Source organism: Streptomyces sp. CB02923 (assembly GCF_001905005.1).
In the GTDB taxonomy this organism is placed as follows: Bacteria; Actinomycetota; Actinomycetes; order Streptomycetales; family Streptomycetaceae; genus Streptomyces.
Genome location: NZ_LWKZ01000029.1, coordinates 172,571 through 197,768, shown reverse-complemented (window position 1 = coordinate 197,768; position 25,198 = coordinate 172,571). Strand labels below are relative to the sequence as shown.

Annotated in this window: 27 protein-coding genes; 13 read left to right on the top strand and 14 right to left on the bottom strand. The window is 72.5% G+C overall.

The genetic code is table 11. The features are described 5' to 3' along the window. Nucleotides 1-9: 9 nt before the first annotated feature. From A6A06_RS40440 to A6A06_RS40430, 3 genes are all read right to left on the bottom strand, one after another. On the bottom strand, nucleotides 10-1,473 hold the full coding sequence (locus A6A06_RS40440; protein WP_073769183.1) for a DUF2637 domain-containing protein: 1,464 nt from the start codon (nucleotides 1,471-1,473) through the stop codon (nucleotides 10-12). 108 nt (nucleotides 1,474-1,581) lie between these two features. Then, entirely contained in the window at nucleotides 1,582-2,304 is a 723-nt protein-coding gene (locus A6A06_RS40435; protein ID WP_073769181.1) for a DUF3558 family protein, read from the bottom strand. A 200-nt stretch (nucleotides 2,305-2,504) separates the two neighbouring features. Continuing rightward, nucleotides 2,505-3,425 (bottom strand): hypothetical protein, encoded by a 921-nt coding sequence (locus A6A06_RS40430; RefSeq protein WP_073769179.1) that lies wholly within the window; start codon nucleotides 3,423-3,425, stop codon nucleotides 2,505-2,507. A 161-nt stretch (nucleotides 3,426-3,586) separates the two neighbouring features. Here A6A06_RS40430 and A6A06_RS40425 point away from each other — a divergent pair, with 161 nt between their 5' ends. After that, complete coding sequence (locus A6A06_RS40425; RefSeq protein ID WP_073769177.1) at nucleotides 3,587-4,780, top strand: RtcB family protein; 1,194 nt, start codon at nucleotides 3,587-3,589, stop codon at nucleotides 4,778-4,780. Between the two features lie 71 nt (nucleotides 4,781-4,851). Here A6A06_RS40425 and A6A06_RS40420 read toward each other — a convergent pair whose 3' ends face one another. The 4 genes from A6A06_RS40420 to A6A06_RS40405 form a co-directional block, all read right to left on the bottom strand. Next, a complete protein-coding gene (locus A6A06_RS40420) occupies nucleotides 4,852-5,268 on the bottom strand; it encodes an RNHCP domain-containing protein (RefSeq protein WP_073769175.1) in 417 nt (138 codons plus the stop codon). 18 nt (nucleotides 5,269-5,286) lie between these two features. Further along, nucleotides 5,287-5,670 carry an RNHCP domain-containing protein gene (locus A6A06_RS40415; RefSeq protein ID WP_073769173.1) on the bottom strand — a complete coding sequence of 128 codons (384 nt, stop codon included), beginning with the start codon at nucleotides 5,668-5,670 and terminating at the stop codon, nucleotides 5,287-5,289. A 371-nt stretch (nucleotides 5,671-6,041) separates the two neighbouring features. Further along, entirely contained in the window at nucleotides 6,042-6,824 is a 783-nt protein-coding gene (locus tag A6A06_RS40410) for an SDR family NAD(P)-dependent oxidoreductase (protein WP_073769171.1), read from the bottom strand. Between the two features lie 61 nt (nucleotides 6,825-6,885). After that, a complete protein-coding gene (locus A6A06_RS40405) occupies nucleotides 6,886-7,221 on the bottom strand; it encodes a YnfA family protein (RefSeq protein WP_073769169.1) in 336 nt (111 codons plus the stop codon). Nucleotides 7,222-7,357: 136 nt separating this feature from the next. Here A6A06_RS40405 and A6A06_RS40400 point away from each other — a divergent pair, with 136 nt between their 5' ends. Next, nucleotides 7,358-8,086: an AAA family ATPase gene (locus tag A6A06_RS40400; protein WP_073769167.1), complete on the top strand. Its 729-nt coding sequence runs from the start codon at nucleotides 7,358-7,360 to the stop codon at nucleotides 8,084-8,086. Between the two features lie 607 nt (nucleotides 8,087-8,693). On the opposite strand, the gene A6A06_RS40395 is transcribed toward A6A06_RS40400, so the two are convergent. Beyond that, nucleotides 8,694-10,460 carry an FAD-dependent monooxygenase gene (locus tag A6A06_RS40395; protein ID WP_079194680.1) on the bottom strand — a complete coding sequence of 589 codons (1,767 nt, stop codon included), beginning with the start codon at nucleotides 10,458-10,460 and terminating at the stop codon, nucleotides 8,694-8,696. 112 nt (nucleotides 10,461-10,572) lie between these two features. Here A6A06_RS40395 and A6A06_RS40390 point away from each other — a divergent pair, with 112 nt between their 5' ends. The 3 genes from A6A06_RS40390 (at nucleotide 10,573) to A6A06_RS40380 (ending at nucleotide 12,608) form a co-directional block, all read left to right on the top strand. Then, nucleotides 10,573-11,220, top strand: a complete 648-nt coding sequence (locus A6A06_RS40390) for a TetR/AcrR family transcriptional regulator (RefSeq protein WP_079194679.1) — start codon at nucleotides 10,573-10,575, stop codon at nucleotides 11,218-11,220. Nucleotides 11,221-11,322: 102 nt separating this feature from the next. After that, a complete protein-coding gene (locus A6A06_RS40385; protein WP_073769165.1) occupies nucleotides 11,323-11,826 on the top strand; it encodes a cupin domain-containing protein in 504 nt (167 codons plus the stop codon). Continuing rightward, a complete protein-coding gene (locus A6A06_RS40380) occupies nucleotides 11,823-12,608 on the top strand; it encodes an SDR family NAD(P)-dependent oxidoreductase (protein ID WP_073769163.1) in 786 nt (261 codons plus the stop codon). The genes A6A06_RS40385 and A6A06_RS40380 overlap by 4 nt, the downstream gene beginning before the upstream one ends. 21 nt (nucleotides 12,609-12,629) lie before the next feature. Here A6A06_RS40380 and A6A06_RS40375 read toward each other — a convergent pair whose 3' ends face one another. The 4 genes from A6A06_RS40375 to A6A06_RS40360 form a co-directional block, all read right to left on the bottom strand. Continuing rightward, on the bottom strand, nucleotides 12,630-12,857 hold the full coding sequence (locus tag A6A06_RS40375) for a hypothetical protein (RefSeq protein ID WP_073769161.1): 228 nt from the start codon (nucleotides 12,855-12,857) through the stop codon (nucleotides 12,630-12,632). 54 nt (nucleotides 12,858-12,911) lie between these two features. After that, nucleotides 12,912-13,268: an STAS domain-containing protein gene (locus A6A06_RS40370; RefSeq protein ID WP_073769271.1), complete on the bottom strand. Its 357-nt coding sequence runs from the start codon at nucleotides 13,266-13,268 to the stop codon at nucleotides 12,912-12,914. Nucleotides 13,269-13,601: 333 nt separating this feature from the next. Further along, on the bottom strand, nucleotides 13,602-14,468 hold the full coding sequence (locus tag A6A06_RS40365) for a serine hydrolase domain-containing protein (RefSeq protein ID WP_079194677.1): 867 nt from the start codon (nucleotides 14,466-14,468) through the stop codon (nucleotides 13,602-13,604). A gap of 91 nt (nucleotides 14,469-14,559) precedes the next feature. Next, a complete protein-coding gene (locus tag A6A06_RS40360) occupies nucleotides 14,560-15,111 on the bottom strand; it encodes a hypothetical protein (RefSeq protein ID WP_073769157.1) in 552 nt (183 codons plus the stop codon). Nucleotides 15,112-15,381: 270 nt separating this feature from the next. Between A6A06_RS40360 and hemL the strand changes: the two genes are divergently transcribed. The 8 genes from hemL to A6A06_RS40320 all read left to right on the top strand — a co-directional run bounded on the left by hemL (nucleotide 15,382) and on the right by A6A06_RS40320 (nucleotide 23,735). Continuing rightward, nucleotides 15,382-16,689, top strand: a complete 1,308-nt coding sequence (gene hemL / locus A6A06_RS40355; protein ID WP_073769155.1) for a glutamate-1-semialdehyde 2,1-aminomutase — start codon at nucleotides 15,382-15,384, stop codon at nucleotides 16,687-16,689. Between the two features lie 35 nt (nucleotides 16,690-16,724). Then, a complete protein-coding gene (locus A6A06_RS40350; protein ID WP_073769269.1) occupies nucleotides 16,725-17,405 on the top strand; it encodes a histidine phosphatase family protein in 681 nt (226 codons plus the stop codon). 187 nt (nucleotides 17,406-17,592) lie between these two features. Then, complete coding sequence (locus tag A6A06_RS40345; RefSeq protein WP_073769153.1) at nucleotides 17,593-18,810, top strand: hypothetical protein; 1,218 nt, start codon at nucleotides 17,593-17,595, stop codon at nucleotides 18,808-18,810. A gap of 123 nt (nucleotides 18,811-18,933) precedes the next feature. Next, nucleotides 18,934-19,548, top strand: a complete 615-nt coding sequence (locus A6A06_RS40340; RefSeq protein ID WP_073769151.1) for a TlpA family protein disulfide reductase — start codon at nucleotides 18,934-18,936, stop codon at nucleotides 19,546-19,548. Nucleotides 19,549-19,555: 7 nt separating this feature from the next. Next, nucleotides 19,556-20,317 carry a cytochrome c biogenesis CcdA family protein gene (locus A6A06_RS40335; protein ID WP_073769267.1) on the top strand — a complete coding sequence of 254 codons (762 nt, stop codon included), beginning with the start codon at nucleotides 19,556-19,558 and terminating at the stop codon, nucleotides 20,315-20,317. A gap of 3 nt (nucleotides 20,318-20,320) precedes the next feature. Next, nucleotides 20,321-22,057, top strand: coding sequence for a cytochrome c biogenesis protein ResB (gene resB / locus A6A06_RS40330; protein ID WP_073769149.1), 1,737 nt, complete (start codon nucleotides 20,321-20,323; stop codon nucleotides 22,055-22,057). After that, nucleotides 22,054-23,145: a c-type cytochrome biogenesis protein CcsB gene (gene ccsB / locus A6A06_RS40325; RefSeq protein WP_073769147.1), complete on the top strand. Its 1,092-nt coding sequence runs from the start codon at nucleotides 22,054-22,056 to the stop codon at nucleotides 23,143-23,145. The genes resB and ccsB overlap by 4 nt, the downstream gene beginning before the upstream one ends. Before the next feature lie 56 nt (nucleotides 23,146-23,201). After that, nucleotides 23,202-23,735: an SRPBCC domain-containing protein gene (locus A6A06_RS40320; RefSeq protein WP_073769145.1), complete on the top strand. Its 534-nt coding sequence runs from the start codon at nucleotides 23,202-23,204 to the stop codon at nucleotides 23,733-23,735. A gap of 60 nt (nucleotides 23,736-23,795) precedes the next feature. Here the strand turns inward: A6A06_RS40320 and A6A06_RS40315 are convergent, their stop codons facing one another. Continuing rightward, a complete protein-coding gene (locus A6A06_RS40315) occupies nucleotides 23,796-24,770 on the bottom strand; it encodes an isopenicillin N synthase family dioxygenase (protein ID WP_073769143.1) in 975 nt (324 codons plus the stop codon). Then, entirely contained in the window at nucleotides 24,763-25,191 is a 429-nt protein-coding gene (locus tag A6A06_RS40310; RefSeq protein ID WP_073769265.1) for a nucleoside deaminase, read from the bottom strand. The genes A6A06_RS40315 and A6A06_RS40310 overlap by 8 nt, the downstream gene beginning before the upstream one ends. Nucleotides 25,192-25,198: the final 7 nt, after the last annotated feature.

The window sequence follows — 25,198 nt, the reverse complement described above, 5'->3', positions numbered from 1 at the left end:
TGGCCACGGCTACGGGATGTGCTCGGCGGTCTCCATCTCCTCCCGCAGCCGGTGCCGGAAATCGCGTACGAACGCCCGCAGATAGCCCTCGCTGAGGGGGCCGCCCTCACGGCCGGTGACGCCGTACACGTCCAGCAGGTAGCGGCCGAACTGCCGGGAGTCGGGGAAGCCGTTCTTCTCGGCGACATACGTGCGGAAGGCCGCGTAGTAGGCCTCGTCGCGCGGGATGTCGTCGGGAAGTCCGGCGGGTTCGGGGGTTTCTGGGACGTCGGAGGTTTCGGGGGTTTCTGGGGCTTCGGGGGCCTTGGGGGCTTCGGCTGCGGGGGCGGCGGGCGGCTCCGGCGCGGCGGGCGGTTCCGGTGCGGGGCGCGGTTCCGGTGCGGGGCGCGGTTCCGGTGCGGCGTACGGCTCCGGTGCGGGGCGCGGTTCCGGGATGGGCAGCGGGCCGGCCGTACCGCCGAGCGGCCGGGTGCGGCCGGGGCCAACGGGCACGGTCAACCGCGGGTCGTGCTGCGGATGTTCAGCCGCCTCCGCGTCGTCGGATGCCGGGGCGGGGGCAGGAGCGGCGTCCGGAGCCGGACCCGGAGCAGGGGCGACATCCGGGACAGGAGCCGGAGCAGGAGCGGCGTCCGGGGCAGAGACAGGCGCAGGCGCAGGTGCCGGGGCGATGCTCGGCGCAACTGTCGGCGGGCGGTCGAGCACGGGCGCTTCCGGACCGGCTCCGGCGGGCGCTTCCGGACCGGCTCCGGCGGGCGCTTCCCGTACGGGCGTACCGGCCTCGATCCCCGCAGCCGCGAGCCCCGCCGCGCCCGTCTCCGCGAGCGGCACCCCGTACCGCGCCAGCCGCAGCGGCATCAGCGCCTCGACGGGCGCCCGCCGCCGCCAGGCCCGCCCGTACCGGGCCCGCAGCCGCGTCCGGTAGACCAGCCGGTCCCGCTCCAGCTGGATCACTTCGTCGTACGACCGCAGCTCCCACAGCTTCATCCGGCGCCAGAGCCGGAACGTGGAGGGGAACGCCAGCAGCCAGCGGGCGAGGCGGACGCCCTCCATGTGCTTGTCGGCGGTGAGGTCGGCGAGCCGGCCGACGGCGTGCCGGGCGGCCTCGACGGCGACCACGAAGAGCACCGGGATCACCGCGTGCATCCCGACGCCGAGCGGGTCGGGCCAGGCCGCGGCGCCGTTGAAGGCGATGGTGGCGGCGGTCAGCAGCCAGGCGGTCTGGCGCAGCAGGGGGAACGGGATGCGGGTCCACGTCAGCAGCAGGTCCAGTGCGAGCAGGACCACGATCCCGGCGTCGATGCCGAGGGGGAAGACGGCGGAGAAGGCGCCGAAGCCCTTGCGTTCGGCGAGGTCGCGTACGGCGGTGTAGGAGCCGGCGAAGCCGATGGCCGCGATCAGGGCGGCGCCGGTGGCGACCACTCCGATCAGGATGCGGTGGGTACGGCTCCAGCGCGTCGCGTGTGTCGCGGGCACCCGCGATCCCTCCCCGGCCTCGGCTGACGGCGGCGCCGTCCGGCGCCGTGTGGCGCGCTCAGCCTGGCACACCCGTCAAGCGGGGGCCGGGGAGGTCCGTGGCAGCGGCTACTGGTTGGCCTTGCCGACCGCGGCGACGGCTTCCTTGGAGGCGGTTTCGGCGGCCTTGAGCAGGTCGCTCGGGTCGGGGGCGTCGGCGCCGGCCAGGCCCGCGCCGTTGTAGTTGACGGTGACCACGACGTTCGCGGTGCGGGCGATCACCGTCTGGTTCTTGAAGTCGTTGTCGTCCTTCTGGAGGTCGTACGTGATCCAGGAGGACTCGTCGCCGTTGCCGTCGACCGCGCCGGTCTTCGGGTTCTTGGCGCCCTGGGTGGCCTTCGCCGCGTCGACCTGCTTCTTGTAGAAGTCGGTGGCGCGCTTCTCGCCGGTGCCCAGGGTGGGGTCGGAGTCGTAGCGCTGGAAGCCGACGTCCAGCCAGCGGTACTGGGTGCCGTCCACGCCCTGGGAGTCGGAGCTGTTCCAGGCGCAGTAGCCGCGGGCCATGGCGTCGGAGGACTTGCCCTGCTCGCCGGCCTCGTTCTTGGCCTTCGGCACCAGCTTCTTGATCGTGTCCTTGGACACGGCCTGGCAGGGGTTGGGCAGCTTCTTCATCTTGGCGGGCGCGACGCTGGGGGAGGGGCTGGCGCTCTTGCTGGGGGTGGCGGTCTTCGATGCGCCGCCCGCGTCCTTCTTCTTGCCGGAGTCGTCGTCGGAGGAGCAGCCGGCGACGAGCATCACCGGTACGGCTGCGCAGGCGAGGAGGCTGGCGAGTCGCTTGGCTGAACGGTGCATGGTTCCTTCGCTGTTCGTCGTCGTTCGGCGCGTCGCAGGGACGCCGTCGGGTGCCGTCCGCGGTCCGGGTGCGGTCCGCGTGCGGTACGTCCTTCGGGGGCGCGCGGCGACGCTGCCGCGCGCGGGGCTCGGGGGCACACGGTACGCGGCGGAGGGCGGCCGGAGGGCGATTCGTGACGTTACTCGCCGGACAAACCAGGCTATTCGTTGAAGCGGTCGGCCAGTTCCTGGGCCAGTGCCTGCGCCTTGTCCTGGAGGTCCTTGCTGTCGGGCATGGTCGTCTTGTCGGCCGACCACTGGTCGTAGCCGATGGTCACGATGACGTTCGAGGAGCGGAAGACGATGGTGACGTCACGGTGCACGCCGCTGTCGGCGGTGATCAGTTTGTCGTTGAGGAACGCGGCGTCGCCGAGGCCGTCCAGGACGCGCGGGGCGATGGCGGCGCCGGGCGAGTCGCTCGCGCCCTTGCCCGACGGGGAGGACGGGGAGGGCGGGGGCGTGGAGGGGGCGAGGGACGCCTTGCCGCCGTCGGTGCCCTTTCCGGTCTCCTGGCTGCCGTCGGTCCCTTGGCCGCCGCCGGTCTCCTGGCCGCCGCCGGTCTCCGTCCCGGGCTGCCCGTCCTTGCCGGTGGACGGGGTGGGGGTGGGGGTCGTACTGCCGCCGGGGGGCAGCTCGGCGGCGAGCTCCTTCTTCCCGTAGACGCTCTGCGCCTTGTCGTCGTCGCTGACCGCGGGGTCGTAGGAGACGACCCGCTCGAAGTCGAGGGTGAGGTGGCGGGTGCCGTCGGGGGCCTCGCGCTTCCAGCGGCAGCCGACGCGGCGGTCCGTGTCGTACGTGATGTCGGCGCTGCCCGCGTAGACCTTCTCGGCGTCCTGCGGGCTCTCCGCGCCGCCGGGCGGGAGCAGCCGGCGCAGGATGCCCTTGCCGGGCAGGCCGCAGGGCTCGGGGAGCGTCTTGTACTTGCCGGGCTCGGCGGACGTGCTCGTGGCGGCCGAGCCGCCGCTCTTGGTGTCGTCGGCGCCGCCGCCGGATGCGGAGCTGCCGGTGCAGGCGGTGAGCGTGGCGGCCAGCGCTGCCGCGGTCGCCAGCGCGGTACCCGGTACGAACGCCCTTCGCTGCACCGTTCCCGGCTCCTTCCGTAGGAAATCTGGTTGCCGCGGCCAGGCGGCGGATGGACACAATGTCTACCGCACGTTCTGCCGCATACGCCGGTCCCCTGTCCTTGATCAGACTCCTTGTCCGGCTTTTGCTATTTATTGTTTTTCGGGGGAATGGGGAAATTATGTCGTACACCGAAGTGCCCGGAGCGAAGGTTCCGATCCGGATGTGGGCGGACCCGTCCACGGTCGAGGGCGTGGCCATGCAGCAGCTGCGCAACGTGGCCACCCTGCCATGGATCAAGGGCCTGGCCGTGATGCCGGACGTGCATTACGGCAAGGGTGCGACGGTCGGATCGGTGATCGCCATGCACGGCGCGGTCTGCCCGGCGGCCGTCGGCGTCGACATCGGGTGCGGGATGAGCGCCGTCCGGACCTCGCTCACCGCCGACGACCTGCCCGGCGACCTGTCCCGCCTCCGCTCCAAGATCGAGGAGGCCATCCCGGTCGGCCGGGCCATGCACGACGACCCGGTGGACCCGCGCCGCCTGCACGGCCTGGCGACGAGCGGCTGGAGCGACTTCTGGGCCCGCTTCGGCGGGGTGGCGGAAGCGGTCAGGTTCCGCGAGGACCGGGCCGTCAAGCAGATGGGGTCGCTCGGCGGCGGCAACCACTTCATCGAGTTCTGCCTCGACGAGTCCGGCTCGGTGTGGCTGATGCTGCACTCCGGCTCCCGCAACATCGGCAAGGAACTGGCCGACTTCCACATCGGCCAGGCGCAGCAGCTGCCGCACAACCAGGGGCTGGTCGACCGCGACCTCGCCGTCTTCATCGCGGACACCCCGCAGATGGCGGCGTACCGCAACGACCTCTTCTGGGCGCAGGAGTACGCCAAGCACAACCGCGCGATCATGATGGCCCTCTTCCAGGACGTCGTCCGCAAGGAGTTCCAGAAGGCGAAGCCGACGTTCGAGCCGGTGATCTCCTGCCACCACAACTACGTGGCGGAGGAGCGGTACGACGGCCTGGACCTGCTCGTGACGCGCAAGGGCGCGATCCGCGCCGGGAGCGGCGACTACGGCATCATCCCCGGCTCGATGGGCACCGGCTCGTACATCGTCAAGGGCCTCGGAAACCCGGCGTCCTTCAACTCCGCGTCGCACGGCGCCGGCCGGAAGATGAGCCGCAACGCGGCGAAGAAGCGTTTCTCGACGCGGGACCTGGAGGAGCAGACGCGGGGCGTGGAGTGCCGCAAGGACTCCGGCGTCGTGGACGAGATCCCGGGCGCGTACAAGCCGATCGAGAAGGTCATCGACCAGCAGCGGGACCTGGTGGAGGTCGTGGCCAAGCTCAAGCAGGTGGTGTGCGTGAAGGGCTGAGCGCGGCCACCCGGGGCCGCGCGCCCTGGGCCGGGGCCCGGACCGGTTTTCCGGTCCGGGCCCCGGCTTTTTCACAGGGTGATCAGCGCCCGTACGGGCATCCCGGTGTCGGCCAGGGGCCGGACGGCCAGGCGTATCAGGGCCAGGGCGTTGTCGTCGCCCGCGGTGCGGTTGGTGCTCAGCTCGTCGCAGGCCAGGCACTGGTGGATCAGCAGCCACTCCCCGTCCTGCCGGGTGGTCAGGCACAGGGCTTGCATCCGGCCGCCGCAGGCCGCGGACCGGTCGCCCGGGATCCTGCGGTCCACGTGGCGGCTGGCCAGGCAGTGCGGGCAGTGGTTGCGGTGGGCGGTGCCCGGTGCGGCCAGCGGGACCTCCAGGCGGCATCCGACGCAGCGGAACGTGTCGCCGGACGCGCCGCCCGGCCCGTGGAGGACGTCCTTGGGCCGCTGGGCGCGGCGCTGCTGTCCCGGGGTACGGCGTCGTGGCATGGTCTCGTCACTCCCCGCTCACAGGTCGCCGAACGCTTCGAGCGGGAACGGCGGCTGGGCCAGCGGCCGGACCGCCATCCGCATCAGGATCAGCTGGTTGTCGTCCGGGGAGACCGGACTGGACGTCAGCTCGTCGCAGCGGGTGCACCGGTGGATGACCATCCAGTCGCCGGTGCGCAGCACCGCGATGGCGATCGGCGACATCCGGGACCGGCAGGTGGACGGGCCGCCCTCGACCGCGTCCCGTACGTGCCGGGAGTGCAGGCAGCTGGGGCAGTGGTTGCGGCGGTTGCCGGCCGGGTCGAGGGTGGTGACGGTCAGTCCGCACCGGACGCAGGTGAAGGTGTCGGTGCGCGGGAGCGGGTTCGGACGGTGGAAACGGTCGGGGCTGTCGGACAGCACTCGGGGACTCCTTGCCGGAAAACGTGGGAAGTGGCAGCGGGAGCAGGCCGAGCGGGCCTCGGTCGTGCGGGCAGCGGGCGGCACCGCGCGAAGGCGGGTGCGGCCGGGCCGGCGTGGCGGACGGCGGCCGGAGACGGCGAAGGTCAGCGGCGGGGTTCGTCCGCGCGGTGGTGAGGCGCGCTCAGCGCCGGCCGGGGCATAGACACTGCTTTCCGGGGCGGGGCCCGAGAGAGGGACACGTGCGAAGTCGGGCACGTGCGACGGCGCGCGGGTGCGCCGACTCCGGAAACGGTACGGGCGGGGGCGGCCGCCGCGCCAACGGTTTTCCGCGGCGGCCGCGCGGCCCGTCGGGGAGCGCGCTGCGTACGGCTTCAGGAGGCCCGGTGCACCTTGGAGTTGGACGCCTGGGCGCGGGGGCGGACGACCAGGAGGTCGACGTTGACGTGGGCGGGGCGGGTGACGGCCCAGCCGACGGTGTCGGCGACGTCGTCGGCGGTGAGGGGCTCGGCCACGCCCGCGTAGACCTTGGCGGCCTTGGCGGCGTCGCCGCGGAAGCGGGTGGTGGCGAACTCGTCGGTCTTGACCATGCCGGGGGCGATCTCGATGACCCGGACGGGCTCGCCGCACAGTTCCAGCCGGAGCGTCTCGGCGATGACGTGCGCGCCGTGCTTGGCGGCGACGTAGCCGCCGCCGCCCTCGTAGGTGCCGTGGCCCGCGGTCGAGGAGACGACCACGACCGTGCCGTCCCCCGAGGCGGTCAGGGCGGGCAGCAGGGCCTGGGTGACGTTGAGCACGCCGAGGACGTTGACCTCGTACATCGTGCGCCAGTCGGCCGGGTCGCCGGTGGCGACGGGGTCGGCGCCGAGGGCTCCGCCGGCGTTGTTGACCAGCACGTCCACCGAGTCGTGGCGCTCCCGGAGGCGGGCGGCGAAGGCGTCCACCGCGGTGCGGTCGGTGACGTCGAGCCGGTGGGCCTCGGCGCCGGGCAGCTCGGCGGCCAGCGCCTCGATGCGGTCCTCGCGCCGGGCGGCGAGGACGAGGCGGTAGCCCTCGGCGGCCAGCCGGCGGGCGGTCGCGGCACCGATGCCGCTGCTGGCTCCGGTGACGACGGCGGTACGGGTACGGGCGGCGGGCGCGTCGGGTACGGCGGTCATGCGGTGGCTCCTCGGGCGCTGCGGGCGACGGTCGTGGTGCCTACGCAGGATATGCGCGCGGTCAGCGGCCCCTGGGCGCGTACATGATCACAGCCATGCCGGCCAGGCAGATCAGCGCGCCGGCCACGTCCCAGCGGTCCGGCCGGTAGCCGTCCGCGACCATGCCCCAGGCCAGCGAGCCCGCGACGAAGACTCCGCCGTACGCGGCGAGGATGCGGCCGAAGTCGGCGTCCGGCTGGAGGGTGGCGACGAAGCCGTACACGCCGAGGGCCAGGACGCCCGCGCCGATCCAGGCCCAGCCGCGGTGTTCGCGCACGCCCTGCCAGACGAGCCAGGCTCCGCCGATCTCGAAGAGGGCGGCGAGGGCGAAGAGGGCGATGGAACGGGCGATCAGCATGTGCCCAGCGTAAGGAGGGGGAGCGGTGGGGTTCTGGTGGCTCGGAGGGGCGAGCGGGGGGCCTGGGGCGGACTGGAGGGGGCACCGGCGGCCGGTGTGCGGGGCGGTTGTCAGTGGCGTGTGAGAGCTTCGAGACATGCTCATCGAACGCGCGTACGTGGATCGCTCCGAGGAAGCGTGGGCGGAGACCGGGGACAGCTGGCCCTGGACGGTCCCGTGCGTCCGGCGGTTGGCTGCGGACGGGCTGAAATTCGGCGCGCCGGTCACCTTTCTCGTGGGGGAGAACGGCTCCGGCAAATCGACGCTGGCCGAAGCCCTGGCGGAGGGCTTCGGGCTCGATTCGTACGGCGGCTCGGCAGGTTACAAGTACGCCAGTTCGCGCGCGCCGTCCGAGCTGGGCGCGGCCATCCGCTTCGACGCGACGACGGCGGGCCGCCGGATGGTCCGCGGGCCGCGTACGCGCAGGCGGGGCTTCTTCCTGCGCGCCGAGACCGCGTGGGACGCGCTGGGCCGCGAGCGGCTGTCGGGGGCGCCGGAGGAGATGAGCCACGGCGAGGGGTTCCTGATGGCGTTCCGCGAGAAGTTCCGGCAGCCGGGGCTGTACGTGCTCGACGAGCCCGAGGCCGCGCTGTCGTTCTCCTCCTGCCTGGAACTCCTCGGCGTGCTGCACGAGTTGGGCCGCAGCGGCGCCCAGATCGTCTGCGCCACGCACTCCCCGCTGCTCACGGCCCTGCCCGGCGCGGAGATAGTCGAGGTCGGTGAGCACGGCATGCGCTCGGTGGAGTGGGACGAACTGGCCCTCGTCGACCACTGGCGCCGCTATCTCACCGACCCGCGGGCGTATCTGCGGCACATCATCGGCTGAGGCGGGAGGGGGTGGAGGGCGCTTCCGGTGTGACCGGTGCGCCCGGTAGGCCCGGTGCGGCGGGATGCCGCCGGGCGCGGCCCGCGGTGTCTGTCCGGAAGCGGGGATTGACGGGAAAGGGAAAAGTGTTGACGGGCACCGCTACGTGAAGGGCGAACCACTGGCCAAAAACCGTACGGTGCGTCACATCCCCAGGCCGGGCCCCTTGTCAGGCGCCAGGAGCGTCCCTAGATTCCCCTTTTACCGGGGGGCACGACGCTGATCGGCGGGTGGCGGACAGAGCGGGAAAGCGCGGCTTTCCGTTGATCGGCGGACAACTGGTGACCACCTCGAATTCCTTGCGGTGCACCCGGATGCGGACGTGGACGCACCCGGCCCGCCCCGCGTCTTCGGGGACCGGTTTCACCTTCCAGCGCGACCGCGGACTTCGGTGGCGGGCGGCACGATCCGGGCAGCTGCGGGATCCGGGACGGCCGCCAGGCCCGGCGAGCGTCCGTCCGCCCGGCCCGGGGACGGCCGGGCGTACAGGACGGCGCGGACCCGTCCCCCGTTCATGGCCGGGGGACGGGTCCGCGCGGGCCGCACCGGATGCGGCACGGCGTGGCGGTCAGGACCGGGCAGCGGTGCGGGCCGCGGTCAGGACCGCGCCGGTCCAGTGGACGAGTGCGCCGCGCAGGGACTCGGCGCGTACGGCCGGGTCGCTCGCGTCGGTGGCCCAGGCGATGTAGCCGTCCGGGCGCACGAGGAGCGCGGTGCGCCGCGCGCTGTCCCAGGTGGCCCGGACGAGCCGGGGACCGACGGCGGCCCCGGCGTCCGGGGCTGGCCCGGCGCCCGGAACGCCCGCGGCTTCCGACGAGACGGCCCCGGCGTACGGAACGGTTCCGGCGTCCGGAACGATCTCGGCGTCCGGAACGGCCCCGGCGCCCGAGGCGGGCTCCGCCCCCACGAAATCCGCACCCGACAGTTCCCCGCCCCCCGGCAGTACCTCGCCCCCCGGCAATACCTCGCCCCCTGGCAGTTCCCCGCCCCCCGGCAGCGTCTCGCCCACCGGGGTGACCAGCACGAACGCCCCGCCCCGCAGCGCCTCGTGCAGCCGGGTGCCGCCCGCCAGCCGGAGGTCGGGGGCCCGTTTGCCCGCGAGCGGGTGGGCGCCGCGCCCGGCCGGGTACGCGATGCCCACGCCGCTGATCTTCGACAGCGCCAGGTCCGCCAGCGGCGGTGTCACGTTCAGCAGCCGGGCGCCCGCGGCGCGCAGCGCCCGCGCCGGTGCGCTGCGCAGCTGTGCCGCCCGGATGAGCGTGCCGCTGCTGCGCAGCACCATCCTGCCCACCGGGTGGCGCTCGTCGTGGTAGCTGTCCAGCAGGCCGTCGGGTGCGTCGCCGCGCACCGCGGCGGCGAGCTTCCAGCTGAGGTTGGCCGCGTCCTGGAGGCCGGTGTTCATGCCCTGGCCGCCTGCGGGGGAGTGGACGTGCGCGGCGTCGCCGGCGAGGAAGGCGCGGCCGACGCGGTAGCGGGGCACCTGGCGTTCGTCGCTGTGGAAGCGGGAGGTCCACCGCACGTCGTGCATCCCGTAGTCGCTGCCGAAGGCGAGGCGCAGGTACGTGCGGATCTCGTCGGGTTCGACGGGGACGTCCTCGGGTATCTGGCGTCGGCGGTCCCAGCCGATGACGCGGTACCAGCCGTCGCCGAAGTCGGCGATGAGCGCGATGGTGTCGCCGGTGGCGTTGGCGATCAGCGGGACGTCGGGCCGCTCGTCGAGCCGTACGTCGGCCAGGGCGATGGAGCTGACCACGGACCGGCCGGGGAAGGGCAGGCCGATGGCCTCGCGGACGGCGCTGCGCACCCCGTCCGCGCCGACCAGGTACGCCGCGCGGTACGTCGCGGTGGCCCCGTCCTCCTCCCGTACGCGGGCCCGGACCTCGTGGGTGTCCTGGTCCAGCCCGGTCACCCGGGCCCCGTACCGGAAGGTGACGCCGGCCTTCTGCGCGCGCCGCTCCAGCAGCCGCTCGACCTCGTACTGCGGGGTGATCAGCGTGAACGGGAAGCGGGAGGGCAGCCGGGACGGCTTCAGTACGGCGCCGCCGAAGAGCTGGAGGCGCTGTAGTGCGTGGCCGCCGGCCACGAGTTCGTCGGCGAGTCCGCGGGCGTCGAGCTGTTCGAGGCTGCGGGTGTGCACGGTCAGCGCGCGGGTGAGGTTGCTGAGGCCGGGGGCGCGTCGCTCCAGCAGGGTGACGTTGAGTCCGGCGACCGCGAGGTCTCCGGCGAGCAGCAGTCCGGTGGGGCCGGCGCCGACGACGATGACGTCGGCGGTCGCGCCGGTGCGGTCGGCGGGGGTGGGGTTCTGGTCGCTGATGGTGCCGGGCTTGCGGTGCATGGCCGCCTCCAATGCCAACCCTTGTTGGCCAACGGTTGTTGGTCAACGCTTGTTGGCAACAGTAGGCCTGTCATGGTGGCCGGTCAACGCTTGTTGGCCTACAGTCGTTGGTATGGCCGATACTGCCCCCTCCACCCCAGATGCCGCCCCGGATTCCGCCCCGGATGGCGCCCCGGATTCCGCATCGGACGCCACCCCGGGCCGCCCCCGCCGCTCCGACGCCACCCGTGCCGCGATCCTCGACGCCGCCCGCGACCGCTTCGCCGCCGAAGGCTACGAACGCGCCACCATCCGGGCCGTCGCCCGGGACGCGGGCATCGACCCGTCGATGGTCATGCGCTATTACGGCAACAAGGCGGGCCTGTTCGCGGCGGCCTCGAAGATCGATCTGCGGCTGCCCGACCTGTCGGCCGTACCGCGCGAACAGCTCGGCGCCCTGCTCGTGGGGCACTTCCTCGACCGCTGGGAGCGCGACGAGACGCTGACCGGGATGGTGCGCGTCGCCGTCACCAACGAAGCGGGCGCCGAGCGCCTGCGCGGCGTCTTCGAGGAACAGATCAGACCGGCCCTCGCCGCGATCTGCCCGTTCCCCGCGGAGGAGGTCGCGTCCCGCGCGGCACTGATCGGCTCCCAGGTGGTGGGCATGGGCCTGCTGCGCTACATCCTGTTCCTGCCGCCCGCCGTCGGCCTCACCCGCGAGGAGGTCGTGACCTGGCTGGCGCCCACCGTCCAGCGCTATCTGACCGCCGAGCACCCGTAGCGTCCGGCCCATCGGCGGGCCACCTGGGCGATCTCCCGGACGCGGCACCCGCACCCTGCCTACGGTGAGGGCCGTACCCGCGATGGAACGGGAAGGAGACGCATGCCCCGGCACACTTCCGCGAAGCCCTCTCCCCAGGAACTCGTCGAGCTGTACGGACTGGAACCGCTGCCCAGGGAAGGCGGCCGCTACCGGCAGACCTGGGCGGGGCCCGCGCGCCCCGACGGGCGCCCGGAGGGCACCGCGATCGTCGCGCTCCTCACCTCGGGCCCCGGCGATTTCAGCGCCCTGCACCGCCTGCCCGCCGACGAGGTCTGGCACTTCTACCTCGGCGACCCGCTCTCGCTGCTCCTGCTGGACCCGTCCGGCGGCAGCCGTACGGTCGTCCTCGGCCCGGACGTTCTGGGCGGCCAGCACATCCAGTTCACGGTGCCCGCCGGCACCTGGATGGCCGCCGAGGTCGCCGACGGCGGCGCCTGGTCGCTGTTCGGCTGCACCATGGCGCCGGGATTCACCTTCGACGGATACGAGCACGGGGACGCCGCCGAACTGGCCGCGCGCCACCCCCGGGAGGCGGCGCGGATCACCGCGCTGTCCCGCCCGTGAACGCCGCCGCCGGCAGCGCGGAGCTGCCGTCCCTCGCGGGCCGGGTGGCCCTGGTGACCGGCGCGGGCGGCGGCCTCGGCACCGGCATCGCGCTCCGCTTCGCCGCGGCGGGCGCCGCGGTCGTCGCCCACTACCGTACGAACGCCACCGCCGCCCACGCGCTCGTCGCCCGTATCGAGGAGCAGGGCGGCAGCGCGCTGGCCGTACGGGCCGACCTGACCGCCGAGGAGGAGTGCCACCGTCTGGTGCGCACGGCGGCGGAGTGGCGCGGCGGGCTCACCGCCCTGGTGAACAACGCGGGCGTGCAGCCCCTCCAGGACCTGGCGTCCATGACCGTCGCCGACTGGCGCGCGGTCATGGACACCAACGTCCTGAGCACCTTCGCCTGCACCCGGGCCGCGGCCGCGGTGATGCGGGACGGCGGCGGCGGTTCGATCACGCACATCGCCTCCATCGAGGCGCACCGGCCCGCCGCGGACCACGCCCACTACTGCGCCTCCAAGGCGGCCGTCGTGATGCACGCCCGCTCGGCCGCGCTGGAGTACGGGCCCGACGGCATCCGCGTCAACAGCGTCTCGCCGGGCCTGGTCGACCGCGAGGGCCTGGCAGCGGCCTGGCCGGACGGCGTGACCCGCTACCGGCGGGCGGCCCCGGCCGGGCGGCTCGGCCGTCCCGAGGACATCGGCGACGCGTGCGTCTTCCTCGCCTCGCCGATGGCCGCGTGGGTGACCGGACACGACCTGGTGGTGGACGGCGGCGTGTCGGCCGGGCCCGCCTGGTGACCGCCCGCCGGGGCGGCCCGGCTACTTGCCCTTCGCCGCGCTGCCCCGCTCCGCGCGGTACCGCCGGTCGTAGCGGTCCTGGCGGATGCGGCGCTCCCGGTAGGCGCGGTACTCCGCGTCGTAACTCAGGTAGCCCTGGCGGTAGCGCACGGCGAGGTAGAGCAGGACGGCGGAGGCCAGCCACCACATCGGATTCGCGAATCCGGCGGCGACCGTGGCCAGGAACAAGACGAGCAGAAGCGGGAACACTGCGCACCTCCCACAGAGTGTGCGGTGATCGGAGGCGCCCCGCCCTGACGCTCCCTAGGCCACGGCCCCGGCCTGTGGGCCGGGCGGGCCGACGGCGGTGGTCCCGGTCGCGGTGTCCAGGCCGGGGAAGACCGGCAGCAGCCGGTTCAGCCCGCTGGCCTGCAAGGCCGTGAGGACGGCGGGACTTGGCTGGACCAGGCGCAGGTCACCGCCGTGCGAGCGGGCCCGCCTGGCCGCCGCGACGAGCGGTCCGAGGGCGAGCGCGCAGCAGGCGGTGACCTCGGAGAGGTCGACGATCAGCAGGCTGCCGGAGTCGCGGGGCAGCCGCCGCAGGCGTTCACGCAGGGCCGGCAGGGTCGCCAGATCCACCCTGCCGCGCACGATGAGGACCGCGAAGTCGGTGTCGGTCACGGGAGCTGACGGTGCCTCGTCCGCCGCGGGCTCCGGCCGTCCGGCCGGGGCGGGGGGCCGCGCCGGCGCGTACCGGGCGCGGTGACGGGTCGGGGGCACCCGCGAGCCCACCGCGCCGACGCGTGGTAAGTCGAGGGAGGTTCCGGGGTCTGCCATCAGCACGCGCCTCCTCCGGGCGGACGGTATTCCGCGCTGCCGGGGACTCGGGCTGCACTTCTCAGAATAGTGCGGGGCACGTGGCGCGAACAGCGTGCGTGACCGACCGGTCGGATATGGGGGCGCTATGACGGCGCATCACCCGCGTGGTGTGCGCCGCGAGGGTGCGCTGTTGCGTCACCCTCCGGCCGTCGCGCCTTCGCCCACCAGGAGCCGTACGCCGGTCCGGTCGGCCTCGTCCAGGCCGCCGTCGAGGCAGTGCACGACCACCCATTCGCCGCTCTCCCGGTGCAGTCCGGTGAAGACCGCGGCGTCCCGGGTGCCGCCGTTGTGCCAGGTCACCGGGCCGTTCTGACGCCAGGTCAGCGCCGGGGTCCCCAGTACCCGGTCGACGAGCAGGCCGCGGACCAGGGCGGCGACGGCGGGCGGCGTGGCCCAGTAGCCCCCGGCCGGCAGTACGGCGCCGGTCATGGTCCACGGGCTGCGCGGCCGGCCCCACCGTCCGGTTCCGGCCATCCGCCGGCCGTCGGGCGGCCGGGTGGTCATCTCCTCGATGCCCAGCGGGTCGAGTACGCGGCTCTGTACGACGCGTTCGTACGGCTCCCCGGCGGCAGCGGCCAGTGCGGCCCCCAGGACGGCGTAACCGAAGTTGGAGTACTCCTCGGTCTCCCCGGGAGCCGCGGTGGTGATCCGGTCGAGCCGGCCCACGAGAGAGTGCAGCGCCGCCGCGTCGAAGAGGCGGTACGGGTCCCGGCGGGGCAGGCGCAGCGGAGGCAGCCTGGGCAGGCCGGAGGTGTGTTCCGCCAGGTGGCGCAGGGTGATGCCGGTGCCGCGGGGCGCGTCGAGCCAGCGGTCCACGGGGTCGTCCGGCGTCAGTACGCCCTCGGCCGCCAGCCGGTCCAGTGCGGTGCCGGTGAGCACCTTGGTCACCGAGCCGATCTCGACGTACGCGTCCGTGCGGTGCCCGCCCGTCGTCAGGGGCGGGGCGGACGGGCGCAGGACCACGGTCCGGGTGCGCCGGGGGTGCCACAGTCGTAAAGCCACGGGATCACACGCTACAAGAGCCCCCGCGAGGCGCCGGGGCCGTGGGCCCGCCGGGCGCCTGGCTCCGGCGGGCGTGCGGCTCAGTCGCAGGTCACGGCCACACCAGGCAGTACGCCTGGTGCCCGGCCTCGTGCAGCCGGTGGGAGAAGTCCTGCCACTCGTGGAGCAGTTGGTAGACGGTGAAGGCGTCGCGGGGGCCGCCGCGGTCGGGGACCGTGGACCAGATGAAGGCCGCGGCGCCCACCGACTCCTCGCCGACGCCGCGCAGCGGGTCGACGACCGTCATGGGCAGCTTGACGACGGCGTAGTCGGGGTGGAGGACGACCAGTTCGAGCGGGGGGACCTTGTGCAGCGGTATGCCTTCTATACCGGTGAGGACCATCGCGGCCATCGTCTCCGGTTTGATCTTCGTGAACATGCCGCCCATGCCGAGCTCGTCGCCGCCGAGCTCTTCGGGCCGCATCGAGATCGGCACGCGCGCCGCCGTGGCTCCGTTCGGCGCGCCGAAGTACTTGTACGTCACCCCCATGCGGCCGCCTCTGTTTCCCCCGCCCTTGGTCTCCTCGCGCCGGTGGCGGCCCCGCTGGTCGCGCTCGGGTCCCCGGTCATCGGTGCCCTCGCCCAGTCCACCACCGCGATGCATATCTCCACCCGACCACTCGCAGCCCCAGCCGCGCAACCCGATCATCGTCTCAGAGACCTCCCCCGTCACCGGCGCGCGAAACTCCCGGCCGCGCGCCCCCGTGCGCCTCTGAGACCATTGCTTGCGTGACTTACTCGTACGTTGCCCCAGTTTTGCAGACCCGCGGGGTCTGACACCTGGTCGGTAGCGAGGGGATTTCTGCTCCGCGCTCCGCCCGGGTGTCGCCGCCGGCCGCCGCCCCTTCCTACATATGCGCAGGTCAGGATCACAGTGCCTTTTCCCTATGAAGCCCCAGTTTCGCAGACGCTCTTCGACCGTGCGGCCGTTGTGACGCCGGGCGGGGTGAACTCTCCCGTGCGCGCGTTCGGCGCCGTGGGTGGTTCGCCCCGGTTCATGGTGTCCGGTACCGGTCCGTACCTCACCGACGCCGACGGACGCGAGTACGTCGACCTCGTGTGCTCGTGGGGTCCGATGATCCTCGGTCACTCCCACCCCGAGGTGATCGCCGCCGTCCAGGAGGCCGTCGCCCGCGGCACCTCCTTCGGCACGCCCGGCGAGGGCGAGGTGGAGCTGGCCGAGCAGATCGTGGACCGGATCGACCCCGTCGAGCAGGTGCGCCTGGTCTCCTCCGGCACGGAGGCGACCATGTCCGCCATCCGGCTGGCGCGCGGTTTCACCGGCCGGACCAAGGTCGTGAAGTTCGCCGGCTGCTACCACGGGCACGTGGACGCGCTGCTGGCCGCGGCCGGCTCCGGCGTCGCGACCTTCGGGCTGCCGGACACGCCCGGCGTCACGGGCGCCCAGGCCGGCGACACCATCGTGCTGCCGTACAACGACATCGAGGCCGTACGGGCCGCCTTCGCCGCGCACCCCGGCGAGATCGCCTGCGTGATCACCGAGGCGTCGGCGGGCAACATGGGCGTCGTCCCGCCGCTGCCCGGCTTCAACCAGGGCCTGAAGGACGTCTGCGCCGAGAACGGCGCGCTCTACATCTCCGACGAGGTCATGACCGGCTTCCGGGTCAGCCGCACCGGCTGGTACGGCATCGACGGCGTCCGGCCCGACCTGATGACCTTCGGCAAGGTCATGGGCGGCGGCTTCCCGGCCGCGGCCTTCGGCGGGCGCGCCGACGTGATGGCCCACCTCGCGCCGGTCGGTCCGGTCTACCAGGCGGGCACCCTGTCCGGTAACCCGGTCGCCACGGCCGCCGGTGTCGCGCAGCTCAAGCTGCTGGACGAGGCGGCGTACGAGAAGGTCGACGCGGTCTCGGCGGAGGTGCGCTCGCTGGTCACCGACGCCCTCACGAAGGCGGGCGTCGCGCACCGCCTCCAGGTCGCGGGCAACATGTTCTCGTTCGCCTTCACCGACCAGGACGTGACCGACTACGCCTCGGCGAAGGCGCAGGAGACGTTCCGCTTCACCGCGTTCTTCCACTCGATGCTGTCCCAGGGCGTGTACCTGCCGCCGTCCGCCTTCGAGTCGTGGTTCGTCTCGACCGCGCACGACGAGCGGGCGGTCGAGCGGATCGCCGCGGCCCTGCCGTCGGCCGCGCGGGCCGCCGCGGAGGCTGCCGCGTGAGCCGGACGGGCGGATCGGACCGGAAGATGGGTGACATGAGCAGCGAAGACATCACTGTCGTACACCTGATGCGGCACGGCGAGGTGCACAACCCCGAGGGGGTCCTGTACGGGCGGCGGCCCGGCTACCACCTCTCCGAGCTGGGCCGGAGCATGGCCGACCGGGTCGCCGAGCACCTGGCGGACCGGGACGTCACGCATGTCGTGGCGTCCCCGCTGGAGCGGGCGCAGGAGACCGCGACGCCGATCGCCAAGGCGCACGGCCTCGGTCTGTCGACCGACGAGCGGCTGATAGAGGCGGGCAACGTCTTCGAGGGCAAGTCCTTCGGTGTCGGTGACGGCGCGCTGAAGCACCCCCGCAACTGGAAGTACCTGACCAACCCGTTCCGCCCGTCGTGGGGTGAGCCGTACCTGGAGCAGGTCGTCCGGATGATGGCGGCGCTCGGCACGGCCCGGGACGCGGCCCGCGGGCACGAGGCGGTGGCGGTCAGCCATCAGCTGCCGATCTGGATCGTGCGCAGCTTCGCCGAGCGGCGGCGGCTGTGGCACGACCCGCGCAAGCGGCAGTGCACGCTCGCCTCGCTGACCTCTTTCACTTTCCGCGGCGACAAGATCATTTCAGTGGGTTACAGCGAGCCGGCGCGTGATCTGGTGCCGGTGCACCTGCGGGCGGGCGCCCGGCCCGTGAAGGGAAAATCCAAGGCGTTCGGGGCGTGACGTCCGGCCGGCTTTTCGCGTCTTGTGGTGCGAGAGACGCGAGAGGCCGGTGTGACGTGAGGTCACTAACGAGCAAAATAATAAGTTCGCGGCAATAGCCCGGAACCTCCGTGTTCGACAAACCCTCTCACTCAATGTTCCGTTTATACGGATATTGAGTGTGACGAGTACGGATGGGGACGACGGTATGCGCGCGATCAGTCGGCGGAACGTGCTGGGCATGGGAGCGGGGGCGGCCGCGGCGCTCGGCGTCGCGAGCTGCTCCTCCGGCTCCGGGTCCGGCACCGACCAGGGCAAGAACGACGTGCAGGCCAAGGCCAAGCCGATCGGCGACGGCTCGACGGCCGACGCGGGACCGCAGCCCCACCAGCCGGAGAAGCCGCGCCGGCTGGAGCCCGGTGAGACCCCGCCGCAGTTCGTGATCTTCTCGTGGGACGGCGCGGGCGAGGTCGGCAACGGCCTCTTCCCGCGCTTCCGCAAGCTGGCCAAGGACCACAACGCGGCCATGACCTTCTTCCTCTCCGGGCTCTACTGCCTCCCGGAGTCGAAGAAGCACCTCTACCGCCCGCCGAACAACAAGGTCGGCGCCTCGGACATCGGCTACCTCACCGACGAGCACATCAAGGCGACCCTGAAGAACGTGCGGGAGGCGTGGCTGGAGGGCCACGAGATCGGCACCCACTTCAACGGGCACTTCTGCGGCGAGTCCCGTACCTCGGTCAAGCACTGGACCCCGGCCCAGTGGCAGTCCGAAATCGACCAGGCCATGGATTTCGTCACGAAGTGGCGTACGCATACCGGTTTCACCGACCTGGAGCCGCTGCCCTTCGACTACAAGAAGGAACTGATCGGCGGCCGTACGCCGTGCCTGCTCGGCCAGGACAACCTGCTGCCGACCGCCAGGAAGCTGGGCTGGCGCTACGACGCCAGCTCGCCGGGCGGCCTGCAGATGTGGCCCAAGAAGAAGATGGGTCTGTGGGACTTCCCGCTCCAGCAGATACCTTTCCCCGGACACCGGTTCGAGGTCCTCTCCATGGACTACAACATCCTCGCCAACCAGTCGAAGAACTCCACCAAGGGCCCGCCCGCCAACTACCCGCACTGGCGCAAGGAAGCCACCGGCGCCTACATCAAGGGCTTCGAGCGCGCCTACGAGACCAACCGCGCCCCCCTGTTCGTCGGCAACCACTTCGAGCAGTGGAACGGCGGCCTCTACATGGACGCCGTCGAGGAAGCGCTCAAGCACATCGCCGACGAGAAGCGCAAGGACGTGCGCCTGGTCTCGTTCCGGCAGTTCACCGACTGGCTCGACGCGCAGGACCCGAAGGTCGTGGCCAAGCTCCAGGGCCTGCCGGTCGGCCGGAAGCCCACCGGCGGCTGGAAGACGTTCCTCGCGGGCGCCTGAGACGCGGGGGCCGGGGCCGCGCGCCCCGGCCCGCAGGCCGCCTGACCTGCCCCGGGATGACCGGTACGACACCGGCGAGGGGGGTGCGGAAGATCCGTGACAGCCCCATGCGAAACTTTTCACATGAGTGCCTGCCGCGTCCCCCGACGACTCGCCAGTCATCGCCGCACCGCGCTGTTCGCCGCGGGAGCCGCGCTCGCCGCGCTGACGCTGAGCGCCTGCGGCGAGGGCACCTCCGGCGGTTCCGAACAGACCCAGTTCGTCGAGGGCAAGGACGGAGTCGAGCGGGTCGCCAAGAAGGACCGCAGGCCCGCCCCCGAACTCTCCGGCAAGACCACCCGCGGTGAGCAGCTGAACGTCGCGGACTACAAGGGCAAGGTCGTGGTCCTCAACGTCTGGGGATCGTGGTGCGCCCCCTGCATCGCCGAGGCCCCCAACTTCGCCAAGGTCGCGAACGAGACCAAGGCCAAGGGCGTCCAGTTCATCGGCATCAACACCCGCGACTCGCGGGAGTCGCAGGCCGTCAGCTTCGAGGAGCAGCACAAGGCGCCGTATCCGAGCCTGTTCGACCCGACCGGCAAGCTGATGCTGCGCTTCCCCAAGGGCAGCCTCAACCCGCAGGCCATCCCCTCCACCATCGCCGTCGACCGGGACGGCAAGATCGCGGCGCGGTCCATCGGCCCGCTCGGCGAGGACGAGCTGCGCAAGATGGTGCAGCCGCTGATCGACGAGAAGTGATCACGTGATCACGCTCGCCGCCGCCACCGGACCCGCCTCCACCATCACCTCGGGCGCGCTGCTGCTCGCCGTGCCCGTCGCCCTCCTCGGCGGCCTGGTCTCCTTCTTCTCGCCCTGCGTGCTGCCGCTGGTACCCGGCTACATGTCCTACGTCACCGGCGTGACCGGTACGGACCTCGCCGACGCCAAGCGCGGCCGGATGCTCGCGGGCGCCTCCCTCTTCGTCCTCGGCTTCACCGCCGTCTTCGTCTCCACCGGCGCGCTCTTCGGCTACTTCGGCAGCAAGCTCCAGGAACAGCAGGACCTGATCAACAAGGTCCTCGGCGTCCTGCTGATCCTGCTCGGCCTGGCCTTCGCCGGCATCCTGAAGAACTTCGGCCAGCGCGAGCTGCGCTTCCACAAGAAGCCCGCCATGGGCCTGGCCGGCGCCCCGGTGCTCGGCGTGCTCTTCGGCGTCGGCTGGACGCCGTGCCTGGGCCCGACGCTCACCGCGGTCAGCTCGCTCGCCATCGACCAGGCCAGTGCCGGACGCGGCGCCCTGCTCACCGTGGCCTACTGTCTGGGACTGGGCCTGCCCTTCATCGCCGTCGCGCTGGCCTTCCGCAAGGTGCTGGGCGCCTTCGGCTGGGTCAAGCGCCACTACGTGTGGGTGATGCGGCTCGGCGGCGGCATGATGGTCGTGCTCGGCGTCCTGCTCCTCACCGGAGCGTGGGCCGACCTGATGTCCGGCCTGCAGCGCTGGTCCAGCAGCTTCACCCCAGGGATCTGATTGATGTCCACCAAGACCGACGCCTCCCGCGACGCCGACGACGCCGATGTCGGCGCCGCGGGCTCGCAGCTGTCCACCGCGCCCGTGGAGGAGGTCTCCCTCCCGTCCCTCGGGCCGATCGGCTGGGCCCGGTGGTTCTGGCGGCAGCTGACCTCGATGCGGGTCGCGCTGATCCTGCTGTTCCTGCTGTCGCTGGGGGCCATCCCCGGCTCGCTGGTCCCGCAGACCAGCATCGACCCGACCAAGGTCGAGCAGTTCCGGGCCGACCACACGACGCTGGCGCCGGTCTACGACAAGCTGGGCCTGTTCCACGTCTACAGCTCGGTGTGGTTCTCCGCGATCTACCTGCTGCTGTTCATCTCCCTGATCGGCTGCATCGTGCCGCGCACGTGGCAGTTCGTCGGCCAGCTGCGCAGCCGCCCGCCGGGCGCCCCGCGGCGGCTGACCCGGCTGCCCGCGTACACGACGTGGCGTACGGAGCGCTCGCCCGACGAGGTGCTCGGCGCCGCGCAGCGCCTGCTGAAGAAGCGGCGCTTTCGCGCCCACACGGTCGGTGACGCGGTCGCCGCCGAGAAGGGCTACCTGCGCGAGGCCGGCAACCTGGTCTTCCACATCTCGCTGATCGTGATCCTGGTGGCGGTCGCCGTCGGCAGCCTGTGGAAGGCCGAGGGCGGCAAGCTGGTCGTCGAGGGCGACGGCTTCGCCAACAGCCTCACCCAGTACGACAACTTCAAGTCCGGTGCCTTCTACGACAAGGACGACCTGGCGCCGTTCGGCTTCTCGCTCAAGAGTTTCGACGCGTCCTACGAGCGCACCGGGCCCCAGAAGGGCACCCCGCGCGAGTTCCGCGCCAACATCTCGCACTTCCAGGGCGCGGACGGCACGGAACACCAGGGCAAGATCGAGGTCAACCACCCGCTGGAGATCGCGGACTCCAAGGTCTTCCTGCTCTCCCACGGGTACGCGCCGGTCGTCGAGGTCACCGACGGCCGCGGCCGGCCGGTCTACAGCGGCGCGGTGCCGTTCCTGCCGCAGGACATGCAGAACTACACCTCCACCGGTGTGGTCAAGGTGCCGAACGCGCAGAACGCGGACGGCAAGCGCAACCAGCTCGGCTTCTCCGGCTTCTTCGTGCCGACGTACGGCGGCAAGGGCTCGGGCTCGATGTTCTCCACGTTCCCCGCGCTGGACAACCCGCGGCTGACGCTGACCGCCTACCACGGCGACCTCGGCGTGGACTCCGGGCTGCCGCAGAGCGTGTACCAGCTGGAGAAGAAGAACCTCAAGCAGTACAAGCAGGACGGCCGCGCCGTCGCCCAGATGATGCAGCCCGGCGAGACGATGAAGCTGCCCGGCGGCGACGGCAGCATCAGGTTCGTCGGCGTCAAGCAGTGGGCCACCTTCCAGGTCTCCCACCAGCCCGGCAACGGCCTCGCGCTGATCGGCGCCGTCGCCGTGCTGCTGGGCCTGGCCGGCTCGCTGTTCATCCAGCGCCGCCGGGTGTGGGTACGGGCCGTCGAGGGCGCCGACGGGGTGACCGTCGTCGAGCTCGCGGGCCTGGGCCGCAGCGAGTCCGCCCGGCTGCCGGAGGAACTGGCGGGCCTCGCGGAGGCCCTGGGGCCCGACGCGCCGCAGGCCGCCGCCCCGCCCCCCACCCCCGACCCCACCGAGCACGAAGACGCGGCGAAGCCCTCCGACTCCGCCGATCCTGCTGATCCCTCCGAAGGAGCGCGCGCGTGAACGTCGCTGCCGCAGCCACCAACGAGAACCTGGCCAGTATCAGCAACGTGCTGATCTACTCGGCCATGGCCGTCTACACCCTCGCCTTCCTCGCGCACCTCGCCGAGTGGGCCTTCGGCAGCCGCAGCAAGGTCGGCCGTACGGCCGCGGCCCTGACCGCCACGGTGCCCGCCCCCGCCAAGGCGGCGGACCGGAAGGCGGAGCAGGGCGGCGGTACGGCCGTACTGGAGCGCCCCAAGGTCGTCACGCGCGCGGCCAACGGCAGCCGGGACGTCCCGGACGGGCCGGGCGCCGCGGGCGGCACCGAGAAGGGCGACCTCTACGGCCGGATCGCCATCTCGCTGACCACCCTCGCCTTCCTGATCCACATCGGCGGCGTCCTGACCCGCGGCCTGTCCGTGCAGCGCGCCCCCTGGGGCAACATGTACGAGTTCTCGACGACCTTCGGCATGGTCGCCGTGGCCGCGTACCTCGTGCTGCTGGCCCTGAAGAAGAACGTCCGCTGGATCGGCCTGCTGCTGACCGCCACCGTCCTGCTGGACCTGGGCGTGGCCGTCACCTGGCTCTACACCGACAGCTCCCAGCTGGTCCCGGCCCTGCACTCGTACTGGCTGTGGATCCACGTCAGCTGCGCGATCATCTCCGGCGCCTTCCTCTACCTCGGCGCCGTCTCGACGCTGCTCTACCTCTTCCGCGACCGCTACGAGACCAAGCTGGCCGACCCGTCCGGAAAGCAGCCCGGCGCCTTCGCCACCTCCGTCATGGAGCGCCTGCCCGCCGCGGCCAGCCTGGACAAGTTCTCCTACCGGGTGAACGCCACGATCTTCCCGCTGTGGACCTTCACGATCATCGCGGGCGCGGTCTGGGCGGGCGAGGCCTGGGGCCGCTACTGGGGCTGGGACTCCAAGGAGATCTGGTCCTTCGTCACCTGGGTCGCCTACGCCGCCTACCTGCACGCCCGCGCCACCGCGGGCTGGAAGGGCCGCAAGGCCGCCTACCTGGGCCTGTTCGCCTTCGTGACGTACATCTTCAACTACTACGTCGTGAACTACTTCTTCTCCGGTCTGCACTCCTACTCCGGAGTCTGACCCGGTCGGCGCAGTACGCGCCTGCGGGAACCGGTGCCGTACGCGACGGTGGCCTCATGGATCGCCTTGAGAGCCCCGTCCCGTACGGCACCGCCGTTTCCGCCGACGCCACCCACACCCTCCGCTACGAGCTGCGCCTGCCCCATGACGGGGAGAAGGTCTGGGACGCGGTGGCCACGCGGGAGGGCCTGCCGGAATGGCTCGCGGTCGCCGACCCGTTCGAACGGCACGAGGGCGGCGCGATCACGCTCCGCTGGCAGAACACCGACGAACACGGCACCGCGACGGTGGCGCCCGGCCAGGTCACCGGCTGGGGCCCGACCCGGCTGGCCGAATACACCGTCGACGTCCACGGCCGCATCCGCTTCGAACTCCAGCCCGATGCCGGTCCCGGCGGGCACGGCACCCGCCTGCGCTTCACCAACGAGTTCACCGGCTCCGCCGCCTCCCTCCTGGACTGCCTCGCCGGCTGGCACCACCACTTCGAATTCCTCACCGAAGCCCTCACCGGGCACCCCGAGGACTGGTCCACCTGGAACCTGGACCGGTGGCGGGAACTGCGCGCGGACTACGCGGCGGCCGGGCAGTAGGGCAGCAGGCCGGGCGGTGCCCTGTGTCAGGCACCGTCCCGCGTCAGGCACCGTCCTGCGTCAGGCGCCGCCCTGGGCGTTGATGGCGGTCAGCTGGCCGCGCAGATACGTGTGGGAGTCCGCCAGCGAGCCGATGCGGGTGCCCGGGTCGCACTCGTAGAAGTAGACGAGGGACATCAGCTCTTCGGAGGGGGCGTCCGGCGGGGGCGGCAGGACGCGGTGGCGGCCGGAGCGCCAGCGGCCGTCGGTCCAGCGGGCCATCAGGTCTCCGGCGTTGACGGTGAGGGAACCCGGCACGTACGGGGCGTCCTGCCAGCCCGCGCCGCCCCGCGCGGGGTCGGACCAGACCTGGAGGCCGCCCTTGCCGTGCTGCCGGTCCAGGACCGTGACCGTGCCGAAGTCGGTGTGCGGCCCGATGCGGAACTGGCCGGGCAGGGCCTCGCCCACCGTCTCCGTGCCCGGATACCAGTTGATGTTGAAACCCCAGGTGGGGTGGGCGGTGTGCCGGGTGAAGCGGTCCGGCGCGGCGCCGAGCGCTCCGGCGAGCAGCTCCAGGAGCAGGTCGGACAGGGCGCGCATGGCGGCCAGCAGGTCCTGTACGTCGGTGCGCAGGGCGGGGACCTGGTGGGGCCAGACGTTGGGCAGGAACCACTCGGCGTCGACGGCCGGGACACCGGTCGGCTCCTCGGAGGCGAAGGACAGGGACTCCTTCATGTCCGGCGGCGTCGCGGTGCCTTCGGCGGCTCCGTTGGCCTCCGCGCCGGGGCCCAGCCAGCCCCGGCCGCCCACCTCGGTGGCGTACGGCTGCTTCTCCGCGGCGGGCAGCGCGAAGAAGGCGCGGGCGGTGGCGCGGACGCGGTCGCGCAGCTCCTGGCCGATGCCGTGGCCGGTGACGACGAGGAACCCGGCGGCGCGCAGCCCGGCGTCGACGGCCTCGGCGATGCCGCGGCGCGTGGCCGCGTCTCCGGTCCGCCAGCGCACGAGGTCGACGGTGGGGACGGGGCAGGCGGGCCCGGCGTCCGGGTGGTCATTCATGGCCGATGTCCTCGTTCCACACCGCGGGCCGGGCCGCGATGAACTCCCGCATCAGGGTCCGGCACTCCGCGTCGTCCAGCAGCACGATCCGTATGCCGCTCTGCGCCAGCCAGTCGTGTCCGCCGTGGAAGGTGCGGGTCTCGCCGATCAGGACGCGCGGGATGCCGAACTGGCGGATCAGGCCGCTGCAGAACCAGCACGGGGAGAGGGTGGTGACCATCGTCGTGCCGCGGTAGCGGCGCTGCCGGCCCGCGGCGCGGAAGGCGGTGGTCTCCGCGTGCGCGGACGGGTCGCCGTCCTGGACACGCCGGTTGCGGCCCCGTCCGAGAACGGTGCCGTCGGGGCCGTACAGCGCGGCGCCGATGGGGATGCCGCCCTCCGCCAGCCCGGCCCGTGCCTCGGCGAGCGCGGTCGCCAGCATCTCCCGC

What these genes read in the sequence shown, in the direction of transcription:
- resB (WP_073769149.1), top strand. Translation starts at nt 20,321, where the DNA reads ATGTCCACCAAGACCGACGCCTCCCGCGACGCCGACGACGCCGATGTC.
- A6A06_RS40435 (WP_073769181.1), bottom strand. Translation starts at nt 2,304, where the DNA reads ATGCACCGTTCAGCCAAGCGACTCGCCAGCCTCCTCGCCTGCGCAGCC.
- A6A06_RS40395 (WP_079194680.1), bottom strand. Translation starts at nt 10,460, where the DNA reads ATGCACCGCAAGCCCGGCACCATCAGCGACCAGAACCCCACCCCCGCC.
- A6A06_RS40315 (WP_073769143.1), bottom strand. Translation starts at nt 24,770, where the DNA reads ATGAATGACCACCCGGACGCCGGGCCCGCCTGCCCCGTCCCCACCGTC.
- A6A06_RS40310 (WP_073769265.1), bottom strand. Translation starts at nt 25,191, where the DNA reads ATGCTGGCGACCGCGCTCGCCGAGGCACGGGCCGGGCTGGCGGAGGGC.
- A6A06_RS40420 (WP_073769175.1), bottom strand. Translation starts at nt 5,268, where the DNA reads ATGCCACGACGCCGTACCCCGGGACAGCAGCGCCGCGCCCAGCGGCCC.
- A6A06_RS40390 (WP_079194679.1), top strand. Translation starts at nt 10,573, where the DNA reads ATGGCCGATACTGCCCCCTCCACCCCAGATGCCGCCCCGGATTCCGCC.
- A6A06_RS40405 (WP_073769169.1), bottom strand. Translation starts at nt 7,221, where the DNA reads ATGCTGATCGCCCGTTCCATCGCCCTCTTCGCCCTCGCCGCCCTCTTC.
- A6A06_RS40340 (WP_073769151.1), top strand. Translation starts at nt 18,934, where the DNA reads ATGAGTGCCTGCCGCGTCCCCCGACGACTCGCCAGTCATCGCCGCACC.
- A6A06_RS40350 (WP_073769269.1), top strand. Translation starts at nt 16,725, where the DNA reads ATGAGCAGCGAAGACATCACTGTCGTACACCTGATGCGGCACGGCGAG.
- A6A06_RS40410 (WP_073769171.1), bottom strand. Translation starts at nt 6,824, where the DNA reads ATGACCGCCGTACCCGACGCGCCCGCCGCCCGTACCCGTACCGCCGTC.
- A6A06_RS40385 (WP_073769165.1), top strand. Translation starts at nt 11,323, where the DNA reads ATGCCCCGGCACACTTCCGCGAAGCCCTCTCCCCAGGAACTCGTCGAG.
- A6A06_RS40345 (WP_073769153.1), top strand. Translation starts at nt 17,593, where the DNA reads ATGCGCGCGATCAGTCGGCGGAACGTGCTGGGCATGGGAGCGGGGGCG.
- A6A06_RS40320 (WP_073769145.1), top strand. Translation starts at nt 23,202, where the DNA reads ATGGATCGCCTTGAGAGCCCCGTCCCGTACGGCACCGCCGTTTCCGCC.
- A6A06_RS40425 (WP_073769177.1), top strand. Translation starts at nt 3,587, where the DNA reads ATGTCGTACACCGAAGTGCCCGGAGCGAAGGTTCCGATCCGGATGTGG.
- A6A06_RS40400 (WP_073769167.1), top strand. Translation starts at nt 7,358, where the DNA reads ATGCTCATCGAACGCGCGTACGTGGATCGCTCCGAGGAAGCGTGGGCG.
- A6A06_RS40360 (WP_073769157.1), bottom strand. Translation starts at nt 15,111, where the DNA reads ATGCATCGCGGTGGTGGACTGGGCGAGGGCACCGATGACCGGGGACCC.